This window comes from Lentzea sp. HUAS12, assembly GCF_024125735.1.
GTDB classification, from domain to species: Bacteria; Actinomycetota; Actinomycetes; order Mycobacteriales; family Pseudonocardiaceae; genus Lentzea; species Lentzea albida.
The window spans coordinates 820,280-843,687 of record NZ_CP099738.1 but is presented as its reverse complement, the minus strand read 5'-3'; the positions used below and the strand labels follow the sequence as shown (position 1 = coordinate 843,687).

Annotated in this window: 20 protein-coding genes; 9 read left to right on the top strand and 11 right to left on the bottom strand. The window is 72.3% G+C overall.

What is annotated here, in order from left to right; translation table 11 throughout:
* Nucleotides 1-1,383 (top strand): xylulokinase, encoded by a 1,383-nt coding sequence (xylB, locus tag ND450_RS03960; protein WP_253324785.1) that lies wholly within the window; start codon nucleotides 1-3, stop codon nucleotides 1,381-1,383.
* A complete protein-coding gene (locus ND450_RS03955) occupies nucleotides 1,380-2,519 on the top strand; it encodes an ROK family protein (protein ID WP_253324784.1) in 1,140 nt (379 codons plus the stop codon). The genes xylB and ND450_RS03955 overlap by 4 nt, the downstream gene beginning before the upstream one ends.
* On the opposite strand, the gene ND450_RS03950 is transcribed toward ND450_RS03955, so the two are convergent.
* On the bottom strand, nucleotides 2,476-2,778 hold the full coding sequence (locus ND450_RS03950) for a DUF6223 family protein (RefSeq protein ID WP_253324783.1): 303 nt from the start codon (nucleotides 2,776-2,778) through the stop codon (nucleotides 2,476-2,478). The genes ND450_RS03955 and ND450_RS03950 overlap by 44 nt on opposite strands.
* 133 nt (nucleotides 2,779-2,911) lie before the next feature.
* Here ND450_RS03950 and ND450_RS03945 point away from each other — a divergent pair, with 133 nt between their 5' ends.
* The gene (locus ND450_RS03945) at nucleotides 2,912-3,994 is read left to right on the top strand and encodes a sensor histidine kinase (RefSeq protein WP_253324782.1); all 1,083 of its coding nucleotides are present in this window, start codon (nucleotides 2,912-2,914) and stop codon (nucleotides 3,992-3,994) included.
* Entirely contained in the window at nucleotides 3,991-4,656 is a 666-nt protein-coding gene (locus tag ND450_RS03940) for a response regulator transcription factor (RefSeq protein ID WP_253324781.1), read from the top strand. The genes ND450_RS03945 and ND450_RS03940 overlap by 4 nt, the downstream gene beginning before the upstream one ends.
* On the opposite strand, the gene ND450_RS03935 is transcribed toward ND450_RS03940, so the two are convergent.
* Entirely contained in the window at nucleotides 4,611-8,852 is a 4,242-nt protein-coding gene (locus ND450_RS03935) for a BTAD domain-containing putative transcriptional regulator (RefSeq protein WP_253324780.1), read from the bottom strand. The two genes, ND450_RS03940 and ND450_RS03935, sit on opposite strands and share 46 nt — an antisense overlap.
* A 97-nt stretch (nucleotides 8,853-8,949) precedes the next feature.
* Between ND450_RS03935 and ND450_RS03930 the strand changes: the two genes are divergently transcribed.
* Together ND450_RS03930 and ND450_RS03925 are read left to right on the top strand one after the other, a co-directional pair.
* On the top strand, nucleotides 8,950-9,474 hold the full coding sequence (locus tag ND450_RS03930; protein WP_253324779.1) for a response regulator transcription factor: 525 nt from the start codon (nucleotides 8,950-8,952) through the stop codon (nucleotides 9,472-9,474).
* A 10-nt stretch (nucleotides 9,475-9,484) separates the two neighbouring features.
* The gene (locus ND450_RS03925) at nucleotides 9,485-10,408 is read left to right on the top strand and encodes a peptidoglycan-binding protein (protein WP_253324778.1); all 924 of its coding nucleotides are present in this window, start codon (nucleotides 9,485-9,487) and stop codon (nucleotides 10,406-10,408) included.
* On the opposite strand, the gene ND450_RS03920 is transcribed toward ND450_RS03925, so the two are convergent.
* The 4 genes from ND450_RS03920 to ND450_RS03905 all read right to left on the bottom strand — a co-directional run bounded on the left by ND450_RS03920 (nucleotide 10,402) and on the right by ND450_RS03905 (nucleotide 16,422).
* Nucleotides 10,402-11,118: a patatin-like phospholipase family protein gene (locus ND450_RS03920; protein ID WP_253324777.1), complete on the bottom strand. Its 717-nt coding sequence runs from the start codon at nucleotides 11,116-11,118 to the stop codon at nucleotides 10,402-10,404. The two genes, ND450_RS03925 and ND450_RS03920, sit on opposite strands and share 7 nt — an antisense overlap.
* Before the next feature lie 1,642 nt (nucleotides 11,119-12,760).
* Entirely contained in the window at nucleotides 12,761-14,755 is a 1,995-nt protein-coding gene (gene ligA, locus ND450_RS03915; protein WP_253324776.1) for an NAD-dependent DNA ligase LigA, read from the bottom strand.
* A gap of 57 nt (nucleotides 14,756-14,812) precedes the next feature.
* A complete protein-coding gene (locus tag ND450_RS03910) occupies nucleotides 14,813-15,553 on the bottom strand; it encodes an alpha/beta fold hydrolase (protein ID WP_253324775.1) in 741 nt (246 codons plus the stop codon).
* Between the two features lie 59 nt (nucleotides 15,554-15,612).
* On the bottom strand, nucleotides 15,613-16,422 hold the full coding sequence (locus tag ND450_RS03905) for an LLM class flavin-dependent oxidoreductase (protein ID WP_253324774.1): 810 nt from the start codon (nucleotides 16,420-16,422) through the stop codon (nucleotides 15,613-15,615).
* An 85-nt stretch (nucleotides 16,423-16,507) separates the two neighbouring features.
* Here ND450_RS03905 and ND450_RS03900 point away from each other — a divergent pair, with 85 nt between their 5' ends.
* Nucleotides 16,508-17,371 (top strand): LysR family transcriptional regulator, encoded by an 864-nt coding sequence (locus ND450_RS03900; protein WP_253327853.1) that lies wholly within the window; start codon nucleotides 16,508-16,510, stop codon nucleotides 17,369-17,371.
* Here ND450_RS03900 and ND450_RS03895 read toward each other — a convergent pair.
* Complete coding sequence (locus tag ND450_RS03895; RefSeq protein ID WP_089920220.1) at nucleotides 17,368-17,598, bottom strand: hypothetical protein; 231 nt, start codon at nucleotides 17,596-17,598, stop codon at nucleotides 17,368-17,370. The genes ND450_RS03900 and ND450_RS03895 overlap by 4 nt on opposite strands.
* 96 nt (nucleotides 17,599-17,694) lie before the next feature.
* On the opposite strand from ND450_RS03895, the gene ND450_RS03890 reads away from it, so the two are divergent.
* Both ND450_RS03890 and ND450_RS03885 read left to right on the top strand, forming a co-directional pair.
* The gene (locus ND450_RS03890; RefSeq protein WP_253324773.1) at nucleotides 17,695-18,672 is read left to right on the top strand and encodes a pyridoxal-phosphate dependent enzyme; all 978 of its coding nucleotides are present in this window, start codon (nucleotides 17,695-17,697) and stop codon (nucleotides 18,670-18,672) included.
* Nucleotides 18,669-19,790 carry an ArgE/DapE family deacylase gene (locus tag ND450_RS03885; protein WP_253324772.1) on the top strand — a complete coding sequence of 374 codons (1,122 nt, stop codon included), beginning with the start codon at nucleotides 18,669-18,671 and terminating at the stop codon, nucleotides 19,788-19,790. Before ND450_RS03890 ends, ND450_RS03885 begins: the two co-directional genes overlap by 4 nt.
* Here the strand turns inward: ND450_RS03885 and ND450_RS03880 are convergent.
* Genes ND450_RS03880 through ND450_RS03865 form a run of 4 tightly spaced genes read right to left on the bottom strand, consistent with a single transcriptional unit; the run spans nucleotide 19,771 to nucleotide 23,406 of the window.
* Nucleotides 19,771-20,754, bottom strand: a complete 984-nt coding sequence (locus ND450_RS03880) for an acyltransferase (protein WP_253324771.1) — start codon at nucleotides 20,752-20,754, stop codon at nucleotides 19,771-19,773. The two genes, ND450_RS03885 and ND450_RS03880, sit on opposite strands and share 20 nt — an antisense overlap.
* A complete protein-coding gene (locus ND450_RS03875) occupies nucleotides 20,751-21,704 on the bottom strand; it encodes a D-alanine--D-alanine ligase family protein (RefSeq protein ID WP_253324770.1) in 954 nt (317 codons plus the stop codon). Before ND450_RS03875 ends, ND450_RS03880 begins: the two co-directional genes overlap by 4 nt.
* Nucleotides 21,701-22,804: an alanine racemase gene (gene alr / locus ND450_RS03870; protein WP_253324769.1), complete on the bottom strand. Its 1,104-nt coding sequence runs from the start codon at nucleotides 22,802-22,804 to the stop codon at nucleotides 21,701-21,703. Before alr ends, ND450_RS03875 begins: the two co-directional genes overlap by 4 nt.
* Complete coding sequence (locus ND450_RS03865; RefSeq protein ID WP_253324768.1) at nucleotides 22,789-23,406, bottom strand: M15 family metallopeptidase; 618 nt, start codon at nucleotides 23,404-23,406, stop codon at nucleotides 22,789-22,791. The genes alr and ND450_RS03865 overlap by 16 nt, the downstream gene beginning before the upstream one ends.
* Between the last annotated feature and the right edge of the window lie 2 nt (nucleotides 23,407-23,408).

The following is a 23,408-nucleotide window of genomic DNA, read 5'->3' as shown; positions in this document are numbered from 1 at the left end:
ATGACGCTCGTCGCCGGCGTCGACTCCTCGACGCAGTCGTGCAAGGTCGTGGTCCGCGACGCCGAGACGGGCCGGCTCGTCCGGGAGGGGCGCGCGTCCCACCCGGACGGCACCGAGGTGCACCCGTCGCACTGGTGGAGCGCGCTGCAGTCGGCGTTGTCCGACGCGGGCGGGCTCGACGACGTCGCGGCGCTCAGCGTCGCGGGTCAGCAGCACGGGATGGTCTGCCTCGACGACGGCGGCGAGGTCGTGCGGGAGGCGCTGCTGTGGAACGACACCCGTTCCGCGGCGGCGGCCGCCGACCTCACGGCCGAACTGGGCGCGCAGGAGTGGGCGACGCGGATCGGGCTGGTCCCGGTCGCGTCGTTCACGATCACCAAACTGCGCTGGCTCGCCCAGCACGAGCCGGACAACGCCAAGCGCACCGCCGCCGTCTGCCTGCCGCACGACTGGCTGACGTGGAAGCTGCGCGGCACGGGTGCGCTCGAGGACCTGGTCACCGACCGGTCGGACGCGTCCGGCACCGGGTACTTCGACTCGGTGGCGAACGCCTACGTCCCGGACCTGCTGTCGCTCGGTCTCGGCCGCTCCGACGTGGCGCTGCCGCGGGTGCTGGGTCCGTCCGAGTTCGTCGACGGACCGGTCCGGCTCGGCGCGGGTGCCGGTGACAACGCCGGCGCCATGCTCGGCGTGGGCGGCGGCAAGGACGTCGTGGTGTCGCTCGGCACCTCCGGCGTCGTCACCGCGACCGCCGAGGTCAGGGCGGCGGACGCCTCCGGCATCGTGGCGGGGTTCGCCGACGCCACGGGCCGCTACCTGCCGCTGGCGTGCACGCTCAACGCCGCCCGCGTGCTGGACGCGACCGCCCGGATGCTGGGTGTGGACCTCGCGACGCTCAGCGACCTCGCCCTGTCCGCCAAGCCGGGTGCCGAGGGCGTCGTGATGGTGCCGTACCTCGAAGGCGAACGGACGCCGAACCTGCCCGACGCCACGGGAGCACTGCACGGCCTGACGCTCACCAACTCCACGCCCGCGAACATCGCGCGTGCGGCGGTGGAGGGAATGCTGTGCGGTCTCGCGGTCGGTCTCGACGCGTTGGCCGAGCAGGGTGCGGACGTCAGCGGTGTGCGGCTCGTGGGTGGAGCGGCGGCGTCCAGGGCCGTGCGGGAGATCGCGCCGATCGTCTTCGGCGTGCCCGTGACGGTGCCGGCGCCGGGTGAGTACGTGGCGGACGGCGCGGCTCGGCAGGCGGCGTGGACGCTCACGGGTGCGGCGACGCCCCCGGAGTGGACGCTGGCGGAGAGCACGCGGTTCGAGGCGGACGCGGTGCCGGAGGTCCGGGCGCGGTACGGGGACGCGGCGCAGCGATACTTGAGTCGATGACCACCGTCGACCACCTCCGCCAGGTCCGCCTCGGCAACCTGCGGACGGTGCTGCTCGCCCTCGTCGACCGCCCCGGTTCGCGGGCCGACCTCGCGGCCCGCACCGGCCTCACCAAGGCCACGCTCGGCAACCTCACCGAGCCGCTGCTCGCGAGCGGGATCCTCGTCGAGGAACCCGCCACGCTCGCGGGCATGGGCAGGCCGTCCAAGCCGTTGCGGTTCCACCCGGACGGCCCGGTCGCGGTCGGGGCGGAGATCAACGTCAGTCACCTCGCCGTCGAGACCCTCGGGCTCGACGGCGAGACGCTGGAACGCCGTCTCGTGCCCGCCGACATGCGCGGGGCGACCGAGAGCGAGGTGCTGGACCGGGTCGCCGAGCTGATCCGCGAGGTCACCGGACCCCGCAAGCTGCTCGGCGCGGGCCTCGCGATCCCCGGTGTCGTGCACGACGGCATCGTCATCAGGACGCCCAACCTGCCGGGGCTCGTCGGGTCACCGCTCGCGGAGGGCCTCGGCCGGCGCCTCGACCTCGACGTCGAACTGGACAACGAGGCGAACCTGGCCGCGCTCGCCCACCTGTGGCCGCACCACCTCGCGGGCGAGGACTTCGTGCACGTCACGGCGGACGTCGGCATCGGTGCGGGCGTCGTGCTGAACGGCGAGGTGTACCGCGGGGTCAGCGGGTTCGCCGGCGAACTCGGGCACGTCGTCATCGAGCGCAACGGCGTCCCCTGCACGTGCGGCAGCCGCGGTTGTGTGGAGCGGTACGCGGGTCTCGACGTCATCCTGCGCGAGGCCGGGCGGCGCACGCTGAACTCGCTGCGCAAGGCCCTCGACTCCGGCGACCCCAAGGCGGGGCGGGCGGTCCGCGACGCGGGCGAGGCCCTGGGAGTCGGCCTGGCGACGCTCATGAACCTCTTCGACGTGCCGACGGTCGTGCTCGGCGGCAGCTACGCCCTGCTGCACGACCATCTCAGCGCCGCCGTCCAGTCCGAAATGGACGGCCGGGTGCTCGCGGGCGGCGAACGGCACACCCGCCTGCTCGCCTCACCGCTCGGCGAGTTCGCCGTGGCACGCGGAGCGGCGGGGCTGGTCACGAGGCGCGCGGTGCAGCAGCCCGAGCGGCTCTTCGCCTGACCAGCACGCCGAGCACCACGGCGACGAGACCCACCACCAGCGAGACGTAGCCGCCGACGATCCCGTAGCCGGTGCCGGGACCGCCCTTCGCCATCAGCACGACCACGAGCCCGATCACCGCGCCGGCCGCGCCCAGCACGACGGTCCAAAGGCTCCACCGGCGCCGTGTGAGCGCCAACAACCCCACCGCGCCGACGAAAACACCCACCAGCGACCACAGACGGCCGGACGTCATCTCATAAGCAGCTGAAAGCACCATGGGCACCAGCCTGACCCGCTCGAAGCGCCTGGTCGTCGTGCGGCCGCAGACTCCCGACTACTGCGCCCGCGGTAGTCGGAACATCCTCCGCGCGCACGATCTACCAGCGCGAACGGGGGTTTAGAGTGCACGCGTGGACAAGCGCTGGCTGGACTGGGCGATCGCCGCGGGCGTGGCGGCGAGCCTCGTCGTGGCCGGGCACCCGGCGACCGCGCCGGGATACGCGCTGCTGGCGTTGAGCGGGCTGGCGCTCGTGGCCCGCCGGACGGCGCCCGTCGCCGTGCTCGCCGCGACCGGGCTCCTCGCGTTCGGCTACCAGGCGACCGGGGCGGACGTGCCGGTGATCGCGTTCCTGTTCGCCGTGTACTCGACGATGCGGGCGGGCCACCGCGTCGTCACGCTCGCCGGTTCCGTGCTGATGCTCGCCACGCTCCCCCTCGCGGCGCTGCTGTCCCCGCGCGACCTCACGACGTACGAGGCGTTCGCGCAGACCCGGGACGTCCTGCAGATAGCGTGGCTGATCGCCGCCGCGGCCGCCGGTGAGGCCCTCCGGCAGGCCGAACGACGGGCCGACGAGGCCGAACGCACCCGCGAGGAGACCGCGCGGGTGCGTGCCGGCGAGGAACGCCTGCACATCGCCCGCGAGCTGCACGACTCGCTCACGCACCAGATCTCGGTGATCAAGCTGCAGGCCGAGGTCGCCGTCCACCTCGCCCGCAAGCGCGGCGAGGACGTGCCCGAGCCGCTGCTGGTGATCCGCGACGCCGGGCGCGAGGCCTCCAGGGAGCTCCGCGCGACCCTGGAAGCGTTGCGGGACGACGACAAGAACCCGCCGCACGGCATCGACGACGTCCCAGAACTCGTCGAACGCGCGCGGTCGACCGGCCTGGACGCCCGGCTCACGATCGACGGCAGCCACGACGACATCCCGGCCGCCGTCGGGCGCACGGCGTACCGGATCGTGCAGGAGTCGCTCACGAACATCGCCCGCCACGCCGCGGCCGAATCCGCGCGCGTTCACCTCGACTGCCGCCCGGACGCGCTCGTCATCCGCGTGGACGACGACGGCGGTGCGGTGCCGCCGAACCCGCGGCCGGGCGTCGGGCTGCTCGGCATGCGCGAACGCGTGACGGCGCTCGGCGGCCACCTCCAGGCGGCTCCCCGCAGCGAAGGCGGTTTCCGCGTGCAGGCCGAACTCCCCGTGGCACAGCCGTGATCCGCGTCCTGCTGGTGGACGACCAGCCGTTGATCCGCAGCGGGTTCCGCGCACTCCTGGACGCGGAGGACGACATCGAGGTCGTCGCCGAGGCCGCGACCGGCACCGAGGGCATCTCCCTCGCGCGCCGCCACCTCCCGGACATCGCCCTCGTCGACGTCCAGATGCCCGAGATGGACGGCATCGAGGCCACCCGCCGGATCGCCGCGGATCCCGCGCTGAGCGGCACGCACGTCGTCATCCTCACCAACTACGGCCTCGACGAGCACGTCTTCCACGCGCTCAAGGCGGGCGCGGCCGGGTTCCTCGTGAAGGACGTGCTGCCGGAGGACTTCCTGCACGCCGTCCGGGTCGCGGCCCGCGGTGACGCGCTGCTCGCCCCGTCGATCACCCGCCGGCTGATCGACCGGTTCGTGACGCAACCTCCCACGCGGCACGGAGACCTCTCCCACCTGACGACCCGCGAGCGCGAGGCCGTCGTCCTCGTCGCGCGCGGCCTGTCGAACGACGAGATCGCCGCCGCCATGGTGATCAGCCCGCTCACGGCGAAGACCCACGTCAACCGCGCGATGGCGAAGCTGCACGCCCGCGACCGGGCGCAGCTCGTCGTGGTCGCCTACGAGTCCGGCCTGGTCGTGCCGCAGACCTCCGAACGCGGGTAGGCCTCGGCGCAGATCCGCGCCTCGGCGTCGGCGGTGGACAGCGACCAGCGGATGATCCGCGCGTCGTTCGAGCCCGACACCAGCTCGTCCTCCCGCGGAAACGCGAGCGCCTGGACGGGACCGGTGTGCCCGGTGAGCTTCGTGCCGGCGCGCGTGCCCAGGTCCCACACGACGACCGCGTCGTCCTCTCCCCCGGACGCCAGCGCGGTGCCGGACGGGCTGAACGCCAGCGCCACCACCGGTGCCGAGTGCCCGGTCAGCGTCATCAACTCGGCCCCCGTGGCCACGTCCCACACCTTCACGGTCCGGTTGGCGCCCGCCGTCGCGAACCGCGTGCCGTCCGGGCTGACGGCGACGTCCCGCACGTCGCCCTGGCCGGTGCTGACCCGGCGTTCGAGCCGGTCGGCGGCCACGTCCCAGAGCATCGCGCCGCCCGCCGGGTCGGTGGAGATCAGCAGGCGGCCGTCCGGCGTGAACTCGACGGCGCTCGCGATGTGCGGGCCGCCGGAGAACCCGCGTTCCTGCAACTGCGGCACCGTCCAGCGGAACCGCCCGAGTGACGCCGCGACGATCCCGCGCCCGTCCGGCTGGTACGCGATGTCGGTCGAGGCGCCCAAACCGTTGTAGGACAACGACGACACGCGCTCGCGCCGGGCGACGTCCCAGATCGTGGCGGTGTGGTCGCGGGTCAGCGCGGCCAGCCGGGAGCCGTCCGGGCTGAACGCCACCGACTCCACCCGGTCGGAGTGACCGTCCAAAGTGGCCAGTTCCGTGCCGTCGAGGTCCCACAGCCGCACGGTCCTGTCGTCGCCGGCCGACGCGACCAGCCCGCCGTGCACGGCGATGTCGTTGATGCCGTCGGCGTGGCCGGTGAACGGCGGCACCGCCTCCTCCCGCACCGCCACGATCCGGCCGTAGCCGCCGGAGACCAGCAGCGTGCCGTCGCGGCCCAGCGCGATCGCCCTCGACTCGGTGCGGCCGCGGTCGCGGTAGGTCGTGACGGGACGGCCCGTGCGCACGTCCCAGATGGTGATCAGCCCGTCCTCGTCCGCGACGGCCATCCGGCCTCCGACCGGTGCGGAGGCCTCCCACGCGTAGGCGCCCTGTTCTGGCAGCTCTGACAAGAGCTTGCCGCCCGCGTCCCAGAACTTCACGCCGTCGCGCAGACCCGCGGTGACGACCGCCGGGCCGTCGAACGCGACGCTGCCGACCTCCAGGGCGGGGATCTCCCCGATCCGCGCGCCGGACGCCACGTCCCACACCAGCGGGTGTTCCCGGCCGTTCGCGGTGACCAGACGTGATCCGTCCGGGCTGAACGCCAGCGCGGTGACCTCGCCCCGGTGTCCCTGCACCGTCCGGCTGGTCTTCGTGCCGACGTCCCACACCTCGACCGCGCCGCCGGCGACACCGACCGCGAACGACGTCCCGGACGGGTGGAACGCGAGCCCGGTGGTGATCACGTCGAACTGGCGCGAGAACACGGCGGTGCCGGTCGAGAGGTCCCACACCACGACGTCCCCGCGGCTCCCGGCCAGCGCCGGCAGGGACGCGTTCGAAGCGAGGAACCGGTCGTCCGCGCTGAACTCGGCCTGCCTCGCGTAGCCGCCGTCGGTGAACGCGGTGTGGTCGGCGAGCAGGAGCTTGCGCGAGCGCGTTCCCAGGTCCCACAACGTGACGTGGCCGTCCCGGTCGGCCGTGGCGATCACGTCGCCCCCGTGCGACACGCTCACGTCGAGCACGGGCGGGCCGTCCGCGTTGAGCTCGATGCGGCGGCGCGGTGCGGAGGCCGTGCTCAGGAGCGCGCCTCGGGTGTCGTCGTCGGCGTGCAGCCGGTGGGCGGAGACCGCGAGCTGCCCGGCGAGGTCCGGGGCCGTGTCGACGAGGCCGCGGGCGGACAGCGCGAGCTGGTGCGCCTGCTCGATCCGTTGCTGCAACCGGGCTTCCCGCGACTGCCACCACGCGACGCCACCCGTTCCGGCGGCCACCAGCAGCAACACGGCCATGATCGCGACGAGCTTCGTGAGCAACCGGTTGCGGCGCTTCACGGTCACCTGCTCGGCGTCCTCCCGGTGACGGCTCGCGTCGACGAACGCCTGCTCGACCGCGTTCAGCTCATCGGGGTGGTCCTGGGCCCACGCCGACGCGCTGACGAGCTGCGCACCCCGGTAGAGCGCGCCCTCGTCCCGGTCGAGCTCCGCCCACGTGTGCGCGGCCGCGGTCAGCCTGCGGTGCACGAGCAACGTCGAGCGGTCGTCGGACAGCCAGCGCTGCAACCGGGGCCACGCCCGGATCAGCGCCTCGTGGGCGATCTCCGCGGTGTCCTCGTCCAGGACGACCAGCCGTTCGGCGACCAGACGCCCGAGCACGCCGTCGACCACCTCGGGCTCGGCGATCCCGTCGAGCTCGCCGCGGCGGATTGGCCTGCGGGTGTCCTCGGTGCCTTCCCCGAACGCCGTGAGCCGCACGAGAATCCGGCGCATGGCGAGCTTCTCCGCGTCTCCCAGCTCGTCGTAGGCGCGTTCGGCGGTCTGCGCGATCGCACCGCGCACCCCGCCGCCGGCCCGGTACGCGGCCAGGGACAGCTCAGCGCCGGACCGTTGCCACGTCTCGACGAGCGCGTGGGACAGGAGGGGAAGCGCGCCGGGTTCGCTCTGCACGTCGGCCAGAACGGTCGCGAGCAGGTCGGCGGCGACGGACAGCCCGCTCAACGCCGCCGGGCGCAGCACGATGTCGCGCAGGTCGGCGGCGGAAGGCGGCCCGACCAGCACCGTCGCCTCGTCCGCCAAGGCTTGGAGCAGGCCGGGGTGCTGGGTGACGTGGGCGAGGAAGTCGGCCCGGACACCGAGCACGACCCGTGTGCGGCGATGCGGCCCCTGTACGGCGTCGAGCAGCACCGCGATGAACCGCAAGCGTTCGCTCTCGTCGTCGCACAGCGTGAACAGCTCTTCCACCTGGTCCACGACGAGCAGCACGCGCACGTCGTCCGGTCCGGTCGCGAGCGCGTTGCGCACCTCGACGTCGAACGCCGACGGGTCCTCGCGCAGGTCCGGCCGCTTGCCGGTGAGGTGCGCGAGCGCGTTCGCCAGGGCGTCCACCGGGTGTGCGGTCGGTGTGATGACGACGGGGCGCCAGGTCTCGTCGAGCCGGCCCACCACGCCCGCGCGCAGGAGCGAGGACTTGCCGCTGCCGGAGGCGCCGAAGACGCCGACGACCGGGTGCCGGTCGATGCGGCGGGTGATCAGGTCGACGAGGTGGTCGCGGCCGAAGAACCACGGGTGGTGCTCCGGTTGGTAGGCCATGAGGCCGCGGTAGGGGCAGGCCGCGCGGGTGGGGTTCGGCGGCGCGGGGTCGTGCGGTGGGGTGGGGTCGTGTGGCGGTACGGCGTCGTGTGGCGGTACGGCGTCGTGTGGCGGCGTGGAGGCGTGCAGCGCCCCAGAGCCGTGCAGCGACCCAGACCCGTGCAGCGGCGCAACCCCCTGCACCGGCATGCCCCGCAACACCATCTCGTGCAGCCCACGCAACTCCGGCCCGGGCTCCACCCCCAGGTCCCCGACGAGCCGTGCACGTGCCCTCCGGAACACCTCCAACGCCTCAGCCTGCCGAGCAGCGCCGTAGAGGGCGGTCATCAGCAGGACCTGCAAGCTCTCCCGGTAAGGATTCGCCTCGGCCAGTTCGGCGAGCCCCCCGACCACCTCGGCGTGCCGCCCCAGCGCCAGTCCGGCGGAGGCCCTCACCTCGCAGGCGCGCAGCCGGGCCTCGTCGAGCCTCGCGGCGAACCGGTCGGGCAGGTCCGGGTAGGCCGGGCCGCGCCACAGGCCGAGGGCCTCGGCGAGCAACTCGACCGCCTTCCCGGCCTCCCCGGCCGCGAAGGCGCGTTCACCGTCGGCGGCCAGCTGGTCGAACAGGTCCGCGTCGAGCTCGCCGGGGTCGACGGCCAGCGCGTAGCCGGCCGGTTCGCGGGTGATCCGGTCGCCGAGGCCGAGTGACCGCCTGAGCTGGTGGACGTACAGCCGGACGTTCTCCTGCGCGGAGGCCGGCGGCCGTTCCCAGAGCACCTCGATCAACCGCTGCGGCGAGACGGGCCGGCCGGCGTGCCGGAGCAGCATCGAGAGCAGGGTGCGCTGCTTCGCCGACCGCGGCGGGACCTCGTTCCCGTCCGCCGTGACGACGACCGGACCGAGTACCCGGAACCGCACGCGCCCTCCCCCGATGATCGGCGGAAAGGTAACCACGACCTGGCGTTGTACGCAGCCGATACGCGGAAATACGGTCCTTTCCCCACTGTTCCGGGACGTGCGAACCATCCACGTCTCGTTGTCCCTGCGCAGTGCGCTGCTGACGGACAAGATCTCGTCCCGCCTCGCCGCCGTGCCCTGGGCCGTCGTCCGCCGGCCCGCCGACGTGGTCGTCGTCGACGCCGCCGACGCCGCCGGGCCGGGGACCGTCGCCGTGCTGTCGTCCGCCGACGCCGTGCCGGGGCTGGTGCGGCTGGGCGTGACCGGGCTGGTGCTCGCGGACGACCCTCCGGAGGACGTCGTGCGGGCGGTCCACGACGTGCACCGGCACGGCGGCTGGGTCTCGCCGCGGCTGGTGCCGTCGGTGCTGCCCGGTCCGCCGCCCGCGTCGCTGACCGTCCGGGAGCGGGAGGCGCTGCGCCTTCTCGCCGAGGGGTGGGAGAACGCGGAGATCGCCGCCGCCATGTTCATCACCGTGAGCGCGGTGAAGTACCACGTGTCGAACCTGCTGCGGAAGTTCGGCTGCCGCGACCGCACACAACTGGTCTCGCGACTAGGGCGCCCGTCGGCGGTGCGTTCCTAGCGTGCTGCGCATGAGAATCCTCGTTGCCGCCCTGATCTCGTTCGGGGTTCTGACAGGTGTCGTCAGCCCCGCCCAGGCGGCGCTGCCGTCGTGGCCGAACGTCAAGGAGGGCCAGAACGGCGCGAACGTGCTGACCGCACAGCACCTGCTGCGCCACCGCGGCTACAGCATCGCCGCCGACGGAGACTTCGGCCCGGCCACCGAGGCGGCGGTGAAGCAGTTCCAGAGCGCCAACGGCCTGTCCGCCGACGGCCAGATCGGCCCGAACACCTGGCCGAAGCTCGTCGTCAGCGTCAAGCAGGGCAACAACAGCAACGCGGTGCGCGCCGCCCAGGTCCAGCTCAACCGCTACGGCTACGGCCTGGACGAGGACGGCGACTTCGGCGGCGGCACGCACAGCGCGGCCGTGGCGTTCCAGAAGTCGAAGGGCCTGACCCAGGACGGCATCGTCGGCCCCAACACGTGGCAGACCCTCGTCGGCGGCTCGGGTTCCGGTGGCGGTGGCGGTGGCACCTACAGCCTGCCGCTCGCGAAGAGCGCCCTGCCGCGCAGCGAGTACGACGACCCGCACCACGACTACCCCGCCATCGACCTGCCGGTGAACAGCAAGCCGGCTTACGCGATGGTCACGGGCACCGCGTACCGCATCAACGAGCCCAGCGGCTGTGGCAACGGCCTGCGGATCGTCAAGGGCGGCGTCGACTACATCTACTGCCACTTCTCGTCGTGGTCGGTCTCCAACGGCGCCTCCGTCCAGGCGGGCGACCGCGTCGGCACGACCGGCAACACCGGCAACTCGACGGGCCCGCACCTGCACATCGCGATCAAGATCAGCGGAACGTCCTACTGCCCGCAGAACTTCCTGCTCGCCATCTACGACGGGCGCACGCCGCCGGCTCCGTCCTCGCTGCCCCGCACGGGCTGCTTCTACTGAGCCGCAGGGCCTCCGGCCGGCTCGTCCGGCCGGAGGCCTTCGGGCGGTCCGCAGGCGTGCGCTCCGCCGGCCGGGCAGCCCGCGACCAGCCAGTCGCGGGTGCTCGCGTACGCGGCGTCGATGAGCTCGCGCGCACGGCTGAAGTCGGCCGGCGACACCCACAACGGGCAGAGCGAGGGCACCACCCGCAGGCCGACGACGTCCCGGTAGCGCTCGACGTCCACCTCCAGCCGGTGGTTGACCAGCAGGGTGAGCGCCTGCAACGCGATGCCGAGCGCGCTGCGCGGCGGTGAGGTCAGCGCGCAGGCGTACCCCGTCGGCAGCACCCACACCTGGTCGGCGCCGAGCGCGACCGCGTGCGACACGGGCGCGTTGTTCACCGCACCCCCGTCCACCAGGTAGCGGCCGTCGAGCCGCACCGGCGGGAACACCCCCGGGATCGCGGTCGAGGCCAGCACGGCGTCCACCGCGTTCCCCGACGACAGCAGGACCTCCTCACCGGACAGCACGTCCGTCGAGCCCACGTGCACGGGCACCTCGGTGCCCGTCAGGTCCACCGGGCCCAGCGACCGCTCCAGCAGGCGGCGCAGACCGGACGGCGGCACCAGGTGGTCGCGCAGCCCCAGCAGGCCGAGGAACCCGCGCAGCGGTCGCACCGGGAACACGTCGCGGCGGCGCAACGACAGCCACAGCGACGCCAGCGAGTCCACATCGGACGGATTCGATGAGAGTCGCGCTTGAGGTGGTTCCTGGTGGTCCGGCCGGAGCGGCCGCGTACCGGTGTTGTACGTGGGCGTTCCGGCCATGCCGCCAGGGGCCGCCTCGGGCCCGGCTGTCGCGGACCGGACCTCGACACACGCCCTATGGTCGGCGCCCACCGCGCCGTGGCCGTCCAATGCCGGCCCACACCATCCGGGCGGAGCGCTCGTCCTGCCCGTCTCACCGCTCGTCCGAGCCGATTTCCCGGTGACGTGCCGTCGGAGCGGACGGGCCGGCTCGCGGTGAGCGACCACACAGATCGTTCCGGAAACACAACGGGCACCGCGCCCGTTGTACAGGTTGGTCGGTGCGATCCGTGTCCCCCGGGCCTCACCTCAACGCCTCCGCGGAAGACCGTTCGGCTGGTACCGCGCAGAGCCACTCGCCGAGAGGCGACCGATCGCACCGGCCCACCAGCTCGCCCTCAAGCCGTCAGCCTCCCCGACAGGCGGCTTGAGGGCGTCCGGTCGGCGCGGGCCTCTCCTGCCGCGCCGACCACCCGTTTCTCCTCGCACACGGTTCCTCCTTGCACACGAGGGTGTTCGACGTTCCGGATGGTGACCCGCCACACAGATCCCCCTGGAACACAACAGAAGTGCGCGCCGTTGTACAGGTTGGTCGGTGCGGAACGAGTCCCCGGGCCCCAACACAATCGCCTTCGCGGAATACCGTTCAGCTGGAGCCGCGTCGTGCCCACCGCCGAGAGGCGACCGCCGCACCGACCACGAACTTCGCCTCAGGTTGTTTCCCCCAAACGACTTGAGGCCTCCCGCCGGCCGGAACGTGCCCTCACCCCCATAGGGGAACGTTCTGCCGGCACCGCCCTCAAGTCGTCACCCCCCGGCGGCTTGAGGGTCTTCAACTTGCGGGACAACGACTCCGGTGAGCGAGCACACAGATCGTCCCGGAAACACAACGGAGCCCCGCGCCGTTGTACAGGGTGGTCGGTGCGGAACGAGTCCCCGGGCCCCAACACAATCGCCTTCGCGGAATACCGTTCGGCAGGAACCGCGTCGTGCCCACCGCCGAGAGGCGACCGCCGTACCGACCGACCAAGCCCCGCCCGCGAGCCGTGACCCCCAGACGGCTCAAGGGTTTCCGCCGGTGGACGTGCCCCCTTTTTTTTGAGGGGTGCACGGTTGCGCCGGCACCACCCCTCAGGCCGCTGCCCCCTCGGCGGACTGAGGGACTCGGCCCCCACGCTGCCGTCCTCCCCCAGGCAGCGTGGGGGCTTTTTGTTATTGGTGGCGGCGCCTTGTTCTGGCGAGGCGGGGCTTTGCCCGCATCCGGTGGCAGGCGCTTACCCCGGCAACGTGGAAGCCCTCCGCATCCGGGCGGCGGCCATCGGAGTCGCGCCGACAGCGCTTTCCCAAGCAGGGATTGGTCCTGCACATTCCGGCGCCGGGTCGCCCGACGCCGGACTCGGCAGAATGCGGCCACCACACGCGGCACATCCGGCCGACTTTCCCAGCACTGGACGAAGAGCTCGCCTGCCCATGCGGCTTCGCCGCGCCTGCCTTCACCGCAGAACTGGGCAGCCATCTGTCGCCAGCCCCAGAACGGCGGCTTCCCGCGGCCGCCCCGCACCGCCTGTCAGGCGATGCCCGCGGCGATCAGCTTGGTCCAGATCTCGCCCTGGTCCACCACCTCGACGCCGAGCTTCTCCGCCTTCGTCAGCTTGTTGGCGCCCACGCCCTCGCCCGTGATGAGCAGGTCGGTGGTGGCCGAGACGGAGGAGGCGGCGGTGGCGCCCGCTCGTTCGCACATCTTCTGGAACGTCGGGCGGGTGACCTTCTCGCCTGAGCGCGGGTCGCTGATGGAGCCCGTGATCACGACCGACTTGCCTTCCAGGGGTGCGCCCGCCACCACGACCGGGGGGAGGTCCTCTTCGCGGACCTCCAGGGAGACGCCTCGGTCGCGGAGGCGTTCGATCTCCGGGCGGAGGCGGGCCAGGTGCTGGGTCAGGGACTCGGCCACCTTCTGACCGATGTCCTCCACGGCCACCAGCTTCTCGACGCCCGCGTCGGCCACTTCCTCCAGGGAGCCGAAGCCCGCTCTGCACAGGCGTGCGGCCGTGCCTTCGGAGGCCATGGGGATCGAGAGGCCGATCAGGGCTCGGCGCAGGCCTACCGAGCGGCTGCGGTCGATGGACTCGATCATGCGGGTCGCGGAGACCTCGCCGACGCGGTCGAACTCCAGCAGGCGTTCCTTGGTGAGGGTGTAGAAGTCGGACGGGTTCACCAGGTCGCCCGTCTCGGCGAGGCGTTCGATCCACACCTGGCCGATGGCGTCGATGTCGGCGGCGGCGCGGGAGGACCAGTGGATGAGGCGGCGGACGGTCTGGGCCGGGCAGGCCGCGTTGGTGCAGAACAGTTCGCGGCTGTTGCCCTGCTCGGTCAGCGGTTGGGCGCAGGACGGGCACTCCGAGGGCGGGACGATCTCCTGCTCGCTGCCGGTGCGCTTCGACTCGTCGAGGACGCCCGCGACGAACGGGATCACGTCGCCCGCGCGGCGGACGAGGACCGTGTCGCCGATCTTGATGTTCTTCGAGCGGATGACCTCCTGGTTCGCGAGCGTCGCGCGCGTCACCGTGGTGCCGCCCACGAACACGGGCTCGAGCCACGCCACCGGGGCGATCTTGCCCGTCTTGCCCACGTCCCAGACGACGTCCTTCAGGACCGTCGTCTTCTCCTCGGCGGCGAACTTGTACGCGATCGCGCCGCGCGGGGACGACGAGCGGGTGCCCGCGGCGGCGAACGCGTCGCGGTTCGCCAGGCGCAGCACGGCGCCGTCGAGGTCGTAGTCGAGCGTGTTGCGCGCCTGCTCGATGCCGCCGATCAGCTCCTGGGCCTCGGCGGCGGTCGTGCAGTGCTTCATCTCGGCGACGCTGAAGCCCAGCTTGCGCAGACCCGCGTCGAGGTCGGAGTCGGCGCTCTCCGGCTCGGTCGTCAGGTCGAACGCGAAGAACTGCATGCGCCGGCCCTCGACGGCCTTCGGGTCCTTGGCGCGCAACGTGCCCGCGGCCGCGTTGCGCGGGTTGATCAACGGCTTGTCCGGGTGCGCCGCGTTGTACTTGTCGAACGTCGAGCGCAGCATCACGCACTCGCCGCGCACCTCGACCCGGCCCGGGGCATCGACCTTGTCCGGCACGCCGTCGCACAGCGCGCGCGTGAGGAACGTGACGTCGTCACCCGTCGTGCCGTCGCCACGGGTCACAGCGCGCGCCAGGCGGCCGTTCTCGTACACGAGCGCGAGCGACAGCCCGTCGAGCTTCGGCATGACGACCACGGGCTGGCCGGGGAACCGCGAGAAGAACGACTCGACCTGCTCGGGCTTGTTCGCCTTCTCGAGCGACAGCATCGGCCGCGAGTGCCGCACCGGCGCGTGCAGCACCGAAGGCGCGCCCACGTGGTCCAGCGGGTTGTCCTGCGGCGCCAGCTCCGGGTGCTCGGCCACCAGCGCGCGGAACTCGTCCTCGATCGCGTCGTACTCGGCGTCCGCCACCAGCGGCTCGCCCTGGTAGTACGCGTCACGCAGTTCGACGATCCGCGCGGCGAGCTCCTGAATCCGATCCCCAGCTGCACTCATGGACGGGACGTTACCCGGCACCCCTGACAATTCCGTGCAGCCGCGATCGAGCACCGCTCAAGCCGAGTGCTCCACCAGAGCGTCGACGAACCGCGGCCACACCGGACGGGGGAGGTCGTGCCCGACCGAGTCCAGCACGAGCAGGGAAGCACCGGGCACGGCGTCACGCAGAGCTTCCCCGTGCTCCAGGGGAAAGACCGGATCGAGCGAACCGTGTACCACCAAAGTGGGCGCGACGACGTCACCGAACCCGCCCGCACGCGGAGCGTCGAACGAGATGCAGAAGTGGTTGGTCATAGCCGAATCCACGTTCACCGTCCGTGCGACGTCCTGCACTGCCAGTCGCCGTACGTGCTCCTCGTCGAAGTACGGCGATGGACCCGCATAGGCCCGTAGCACCGACACGATCTTCTCCACATCGGACGGAGCCTCCTCGGACGAGGCCTCCAGGAACGCCTCGGTCATCGGCGGCAGGTCCGGGTCACCGGTGGTGGTCGCGACGAACGTCAGCGACGCCACCCGATCCGCGTGCTCCACTCCCAGCGCCAGAGCGATGGCACCGCTCATCGACCGTCCGACCACATGGGCCCGTGCGACACCCAACGCGTCGAGGATCCCCACCGCGTCCAGCACCATGTCCGACAACGCATACCCCGGCTGCCCCGGCGGATAGCTCACCGACAACCCGGTGTCCCGGTTGTCATAACGGATCACGAACCGCCCCCGCGCCGCGAGAGAGGCGCACAACTCCGTCTCCCACCACAACATGGACGCGCACGCGCCGTGAATCAACAACACCGCGGGATCCGACGAGTCCCCAAAGGTCTCAACACACAACTCCACGCCGTTGACGAGCATCACCGCACCGCCGGTCCATCACGGAGCACGCCACGCACGTGATCCACGGACAGAGAAGCAGGGTCGAACGCCGTCAGGCACCACGTGGCCCCGGCATCCACGAACGGCGTGACGTCCGCACCGGGCTCGACCTCGCACACGTAGTCGAACGGTCCACCGGACCGCAACGCCTCCACCTTCCCCACCGCATCAGCGAACTCGCCGGCGGACGTCAGGTTCACCGGGAAGAACCCGTCCAGCCGGGCCGCCCGGCGCATCGGCCGCGAGTTCCCCGGGAACCCGGCCGCCCACACGGGCACGCCGGGCCGCTGCACGGGCCGGGGCAGGAACCTCACACCGTCCACCGCGTAGTGCTCGCCGCGGTGGTGCACGACCTCCCCCGACCACGCCGCCCGCAGGACCTCCAGCGACTCGTCCAGCATCCGCCCGCGCACCCGGTCGTCGCACTCCTCGCCGGTCCGCGAGAACTCACCGGCGAACCGGTCGCTCCCCAGCCCCACGCCGAGCACGAGCCGCCCGCCTCCGAGCAGGTCCAGCGACGCGGTCTCGCGCGCCAGCTTCACGGGCCGGCGACGGGTGATCGCCGAGACCATCGGCCCGAACCGCAGCGCCGAGGTGGTGGACGCGATGGCGGCCAGCGTGATCCACGGGTCGGCCACGTGCGTGACCGGCTCACGCCACCGCACGTGGTCCCAGACGAACAGCCCGTGCCAGCCCGCCTCCTCCGCCTCGGCGGCGAGACGAGCGACGAGCAACGGATCGGCGAGCGCGTCGAACAGCGGCAACCACAGCGCACATCGTGGGTCCATGCAGCAACGCTAGAAACGAACAGGCATTAACAAAAGCGATAGAATCTGCTCATAACAAGAAGCAGCGCTTATCATCCCAGCCGTGATGGACCTGCGGCACCTGGCCACCCTCGACGCCGTGGCCACCGAAGGCACCTTCGGCAGAGCGGCCGACCGCCTCGGCTACACCCAGTCGGCCGTGAGCCAGCAGGTCGCCGCACTGGAGAAGGCCGTCGGCGGCGCTGTCTTCGACCGCCCGGGAGGCCCGAAACCCGTCCGGCTCACGCCCCTGGGTGAAGTCGTGCTGGCGCACGGACGTGAGGTCCTCGCACGCGCCCAAGCCACCGAAGACGCCGTGGAACGCTTCAAAGCAGGCGAAGGACGCGTCGACATCGGCACGTTCCAGAGCGTCACCAACGTCATCCTCCCCACCGTGGTGCGCCAGCTCCTCACCGAACACCCCAAGGCCGACATCAGGCTGTTCGAGGAGGAGACCGACCAGCCCGGCGCCGACGGCCTGGACCTGGTCTTCTTCGACGGCCGGCTGCACGGCGACGTCGAGCAGGTCAAGATCCTCGACGACCCGTACGTGCTGGTCACCCGCCCCGGCCAGTTCCCGGCGGGCCCGGTCCCGCTGCGCGCCCTGCACGGCGCCGCCATGGTCGCCCAGCCGCCGATCTGCGACCAGGCCAGGGTCGAACGCGTCTACGCCGACGCCGGCGTGGAACCGCTGATCGTCTTCCGCACGGCCGACAACCGCGGCGTCCTCTCGATGGTCCGCGCCGGCATGGGTCTCGCCGTCGTGCCGCGACTCGCGCTGGACCTGCCCACGGACCTGGACACGCACGAGCTCGAAGAACCGGGCCTCTCCCCGCGCGAGATCCACCTCGCCTGGCAGGCGAACCGCACGCTGTCACCGCTGGCCGGACGCGTGATCGAACTGACGAGGCGAGCCGCCGAGCAGCTCTAGTCGCGCGGCCCGCGCAGCGTCAGCACCACCCGCAGCACGTGCTCGACCGCCGCGGGGAACACAGCTCCCCGCAACTCGTCGCGGTGCACCAGCGTCTGCCCGGCGAACTCGACCATGCGCTCGGGCCCGACCCGTCGCACGACCAGCGCGGCGACCTCCTCCAGGTCGAGGGCGGGGTTGTCGAGGCGGGCCAGCGCGAACTCGACGATCAGCTCCTCGTCGCTCATCCGGCGACCTCCTCCCCGACTCATCGGATTCTCCCACCGACAAACGTCGGAAACATGCGCTGGACCGATGATCCGCGCCACCGCACGCTGGGACCCATGACGCTCTCGCGGCCAGGAGCTCGCAGCCGGCGGTACCCGCCCGCGCCCACCGAGGTGCGGGAGTTCCACTCCGGACTGCCCGGCTACGCACCGACTCCGCTGACCGAGCTGCCGGCGCTCGCCGCGGAGCTCGGGATCGGCCGCTTGTTCGTCAAGGATGAATCCTCCCGGCTCGGACTGCCCGCTTTCAAGGCTCTCGGCGCGTCCTGGGCCGTCCACCGCGTCCTCCAGCAGCGAACGGGCCCGGTCACGCTCACCACCGCGACCGACGGCAACCACGGCCGCGCGGTCGCGCGCATGGCCCGCCTGCACGGCCGGTGCGCTCACGTCTTCGTGCCGAACACGGTCCCCGAGCACGCGATCGAGGCCATCCGCGCCGAGAACGCCCAGGTCACGGTGGTCGACGGCACGTACGACGACGCGGTCGCCGAAGCCGCGAACGCCGACGGCGTGCTGGTGCAGGACATGGGGTGGCCCGGTTACGAGGAGGTACCGGCCTGGATAGTCGAGGGGTACAGCACGCTGTGCCACGAGATCGACGAGCAGCTCGACGAGGAACCCGACCTGGTCGTCGTCCCGGTCGGCGTCGGCTCGTTCGCCCAGGCCGTGATCACCCACTATCGCAGCCGTGAGTCCCGCACGCGCCTTCTCTCCGTCGAACCCGAGAGCGCCGCCTGCGTCCTCGCCAGCCTGGAAGCGGGCGAGCTCACCACCGTCCCGACGGGCGACACGATCATGGCCGGACTGAACTGCGGCACTCCGTCCGCCACCTCCTGGCCGTTCCTGCTCCACGGCCTGGACGCCGCCGTGGCGATCTCCGATGACGAATGCACCAACGCCATGAACGACCTCCACGCGCTGAACGTCCACTCCGGACCGTGCGGCGCCGCACCTCTCGCGGGTGTGCGCGCGCTCCGCGGCGACCTCGGCGACATCGGCACCGCCGTTCTCATCAGCACCGAAGGACGCCCGTGAACCCCCGTGACCTGCTGGCCGACCTGATCTCCATCGACTCCGTCAACCCCGACCTCGTTCCCGGCGGCCACGGCGAACGCCGGATCGCCGACTTCTGCGCCGGCTGGTTCCAGACCCGCGGCTTCGAGGTCCACCGCCTGGAGGAACGCCCCGGCAGACCGTCGCTCGTCGCCGTCAGGAGGGGCACCGGCGGCGGGAAGTCGTTGATGCTCAACGGTCACGTCGACACGGTGGGCCTGGCGGGCTACGCCGGCGACCCGCTCGAGCCGACCGTCGAGGACGGCAGGATGTACGGCCGCGGCACGTTCGACATGAAGGGCGGGATCGCGGCCATGATGGTCGCCGCCGCCCGAGCCACCGAACGCCCGCTGCGAGGCGATGTCATCGTCGCGTGCGTCGCCGACGAGGAGCACGGCAGCTTCGGCACGGAAGAAGTGCTCCGCCACTTCACCGCTGACGCCGCCATCGTCACCGAACCCAGCCACCTCGAGGTCACGCTGGCGCACAAGGGTTTCGTCTGGTTCGAGGTCGAGGTCGGAGGCAGGGCGGCCCACGGCTCACGACCGGAGCTGGGCGTCGACGCCATCGCCAAGGCGGGCCACTTCCTCGTCGCGCTGGAGCAGCTCGGAGCCGACCTCGCGGACGGCCCGAAGCACCCCCTGCTCGGCACCGGAACGGTCCACGCGTCCCTGATCAGCGGCGGCGAGGAGGCCTCCACCTACCCGTCGGCGTGCAGGATCACCCTGGAACGCCGCACGGTTCCCGGAGAGTCCCCGCAGCAGGCCGAGGACGAGCTGCGGACGATCCTCGACCACCTCACCGCCGCGGTCCCGGACTTCCGCGCCACGCTCACCCGCGGCCTGGCGAGGGACCCGTTCGAGGCCGACCCGGACGCGGAGATCGTCCGCACGCTCATCTCGAACCTGGGAGAACCGCCGGTCCTGCGCGCCGAGCCGTTCTGGACCGACTGCGCCCTGCTGGACCGCGCCGGCATCCCGTGCCTGCTGTTCGGCGTCGACGGCGCAGGCGCCCACGCGGCCACCGAGTACGTCGACCTGGCGTCGCTGGACCGCCTCACGGACGTCTTGACCGGCACGATCACGCAGTTCTGCGGCTGAGCGCGCGGGACCGCATCACGGGTTCCTCGACGCAGCGCCAGCTCAGCGCCGCCACCGCGATCGTGAGCACCGCCGCGACCGGCCCGGCGGCGGCGCCCAGCTCCGGCCGCAGCCACAGCGTCAGCGGGTAGTTCCACAGGTAGGCGCCGTAGGACAGGGTGCCGAGGGCCACCAACGGCCGGATCGGCGTCGCGACCTCCTCCCACCTCGACCAGATCAGCAGCAGCACGGACGTGCAGGCCGCGATCGCCGGACCGGCGACGAGGTAGGTCAGCGCGTGCCCCCGCAACGGGATCACCGACAGCACCGCGAGCCCGGTCAGGGCGACCGGCACGGCCCAGCGCGGGGCGGTCGTCAGCTTCAGCCTGGTCGCGGCGCCGATCACGAAGCACACGAACCACGACGTCGGCAGCGCGTAGGCGTTGTCGGCGTGCGGCCACAGCCAGACCAGCGTCGCCGTGCAGGCCGCGAGCGCACCCAGGGCCGTGACGGCCAGAACCGCGCCGGTCCGGTCGCGCACCCACGCGAACGCGAGCAGCGCGGGCCACAGCAGGTAGAACTGCTCCTCGGTGGCGAGCGTCCAGCCGTGGAACGCCGCCGGGCTCACGCCGCCGATCGGCAGGTTGCCGGTGAACGTCACCAGGACGACCACGGTCCTGAGCAGCTCGTCCCGCTCGCCCAACGGGTCGAACACGAGCGTGACCACGGCGAACACCGCGACCAGTGCCAGCAACGCCGGCAGCAGTCTGCGCGCCCGGCGCAGGTAGAACCGCCTGAAGTCGACACGTCCGGTGTTCGCGAGCTCCCTCTGCAGGACACCGGTGATCAGGTACCCGCTGAGCGTGAAGAACACGACCACGCCGACCACGCCCGCACCGGGGAACACGTCCGGGAACGCGTGGCGCAGCATCACGAGGAGGATCGCGATGCCGCGCAGCACGTCCAGCCCGGCGATCCGCTTCACCGCATCGCTCCCCGCACCAGCTTGTCCAGCAGGTCCGGATAGGACAGTCCGGCGGCCGCGAACATCTTGGGCACCTGCGACTCCGCCGTCATGCCCGGCATCGTGTTGACCTCGTTGAGCACGAACCCGTCACGCGTGAGGAAGAAGTCGACCCGCGCGAGACCACGGCACCCGAGCGCCTCGTAGACGCGCGACGCCGAGTCCTCCAGCGCCTTCAGCTCGGTGTCCGCCAGCGGCGCCGGGATCACGAACCGCGCGCTGCCGTCGTACTTGACGGTCGTGTCGAAGAACCCCGGTACCTGGATCTCCAGCGGTGGCCCGGTCCGGCGCCCCTCGTCCGGGTCGTCCAGGACGGCGACGTCGATCTCGCGGCCCACCAGGACCTCCTCGACCAGCACCCGGTCGTCCAGCTCCAACGCCCGGCGCACAGCGGGTCCGAGGTCCTCCTCGCGTTCGACGAGCGCCACCCCGAAGCTCGACCCGGCCGCCACCGGCTTCACCACGACGGGTCCCGTGAAGTCCACAGTGGACGCTTCGGTGACCAGTGCGCCCGCGGCCGTGCGGACCCCGACCGCCTCGGCGACGAGCTTGGTGGCCCACTTGTCCATGGCGAGCGCCCCTGCCCGGGGCGGCGAGCCCGCGTACGGCACACCCGCCAGTTCGCACAGGCCCGCCAGCGTGCCGTCCTCCCCCAACGGCCCGTGGACCAGCGGCAACACCACGTCGCAGGTCGCGAGCACGTCGAGCGCGGCGGCGAGGCTGCCGGACGCCAGCGTGTCGAGCACCTGCCCGTCCGGTCCGTGCCACCGCCCGTCGCGGCCGATCGTGAGCGCCACAGCCTGGTACCTCACCGGGTCGAGCGCCTGGCGCACCGCCGCCGCCGACGCCACGGAGACGTCGTGCTCGCAGTTCTGCCCGCCGCCGATCACGGCGACGCGGATCCCCCTCATCGAACGCTCCTCCGCACCCTCGCCCCGATGCCCGTCACGATCTCGTGCGGGATCGTTCCCGCCCACCGGGCCCAGTCCCGCACCGCCGGTTCGCCGTCGTCCCCCGGCCCGAACACCACCGCCTCGTCCCCCGGCGCCACGACGTCCTCACCGACGTCGACCACGACCTGGTCCATCGAGATCACCCCGGCGACCGGCCGGCGACGTCCCGCCAGCCACACCTCGGCGCGGCCGGAAGCGTTGCGCGGCAGGCCGTCCGCATACCCCACCGGCAGCAACGCCAACGTCGTCGCCCGGTCCGTCACGTAGGCGTGCCCGTACCCGATCCCCGTCCCCGCGGCCACCCTGCGCACCTGCACCACCGGCGCCGTGAACCGCAACGCGGGACGCAGCCGGGTCGTCCCCGACGGGTCGATCCCCACCAGCCCGGCCCCGATCCGGACGACGTCCAGGTGGGTGCCGGGATCCGTCAGCGCGGCGCTCGTGGCCGCGAGGTGCCGCACCGAGGGCCGCAGTCCGGCCTGGCGCGCCATCTCGACCCCTCGCCGCAGCGCCCGCTTGCCCGGCTCGTTGGCTCCGGGCACGTCCGCACACGGCAGATGCCCCATCACCCCGACGACCGAGATCCTGCCCGCCAGTTCCGCACGCCGTGCAGCCGACATCAGCGACAGCCACGTCTCCGGCGCGGCCCCGTCGCGCGCCATCCCCGTGTCCAGCTGCAGGTGCACGCGCACCCGCCCGTGCAGCGCGGCGAGGTGCTCCAGGCCCGGCACGCTCAGGTCGATCCCGTACCGGACGGCCGTGCGCACGTCCACGTCGACGGGGTTGAGCCAGCTGAGCACCGGAACGTCCACACCGGACTCCCGCACCGCGACGGCCTCGGCCAGCGACGTGACCCCGATCCACGTCGCGCCGTTCGCGACGGCGGTGCGCGCGACGGCGCCGATCCCGTGCCCGAACCCGTCGGCCTTCACCACCGCCATCACCGCGCCGCGGGCCCAGGAGACGAACCTCCTCGTGTTGTCCGCCACCGCGGCGAGGTCGACCGACAGCTCGGGCGCCGCCGAGACCTGGCGGACGCTCGTCACGAGCGCGCCCACGCAGGCACCTCCACAGGTCCGTAGACGGCGTGGCCGGCACCGGTCAGCAACGCCCAGTAGCGGTCGCCGTAGGACCAGTGCCACCACTCGGTCGGGTAGTTGACCAGGCCCGCCGCCCCCAGCGCGTCGGCCAGCACCGTCCGGTTGCGGCGGGCCTCCTCGTCGACCGGAGCGCCGAAGAAGCAGGCACCGCCGCTCTCCTCCGGGGTCGCGTCGACCTCCGTCCCCATCCACACCTCGACCCCCGACGCCGTGACCAGCGTCAGGTCGACAGCGGCGCCCGCGACGTGCGGCGCGACGGCCAGCGGCGCCACGAACCGGCTGGACAGCCGGGCGAGCTCGACGGCGTCCGCGGACGGGTGCAGCTCGCGCAGTTCGGCCGTGTACCGCTCGATGATCGCGTTCTGGTCCGAGGCGCTGCGGTGCCCCTCGACCACCCGCAGGTCCACACCGGACGGGAGCAGCGCCCGTGCCACGTCGAGCCGCCGTGCGAGCCCTTCCCGCACCCACACACCAGGTGCGAAGTCCAGCGGCACCAAAGGATCTCCGTTGTCGAGCACGCGAACGGCGCGCACGACCGGATCGGCCAACAAGATGGTCATGC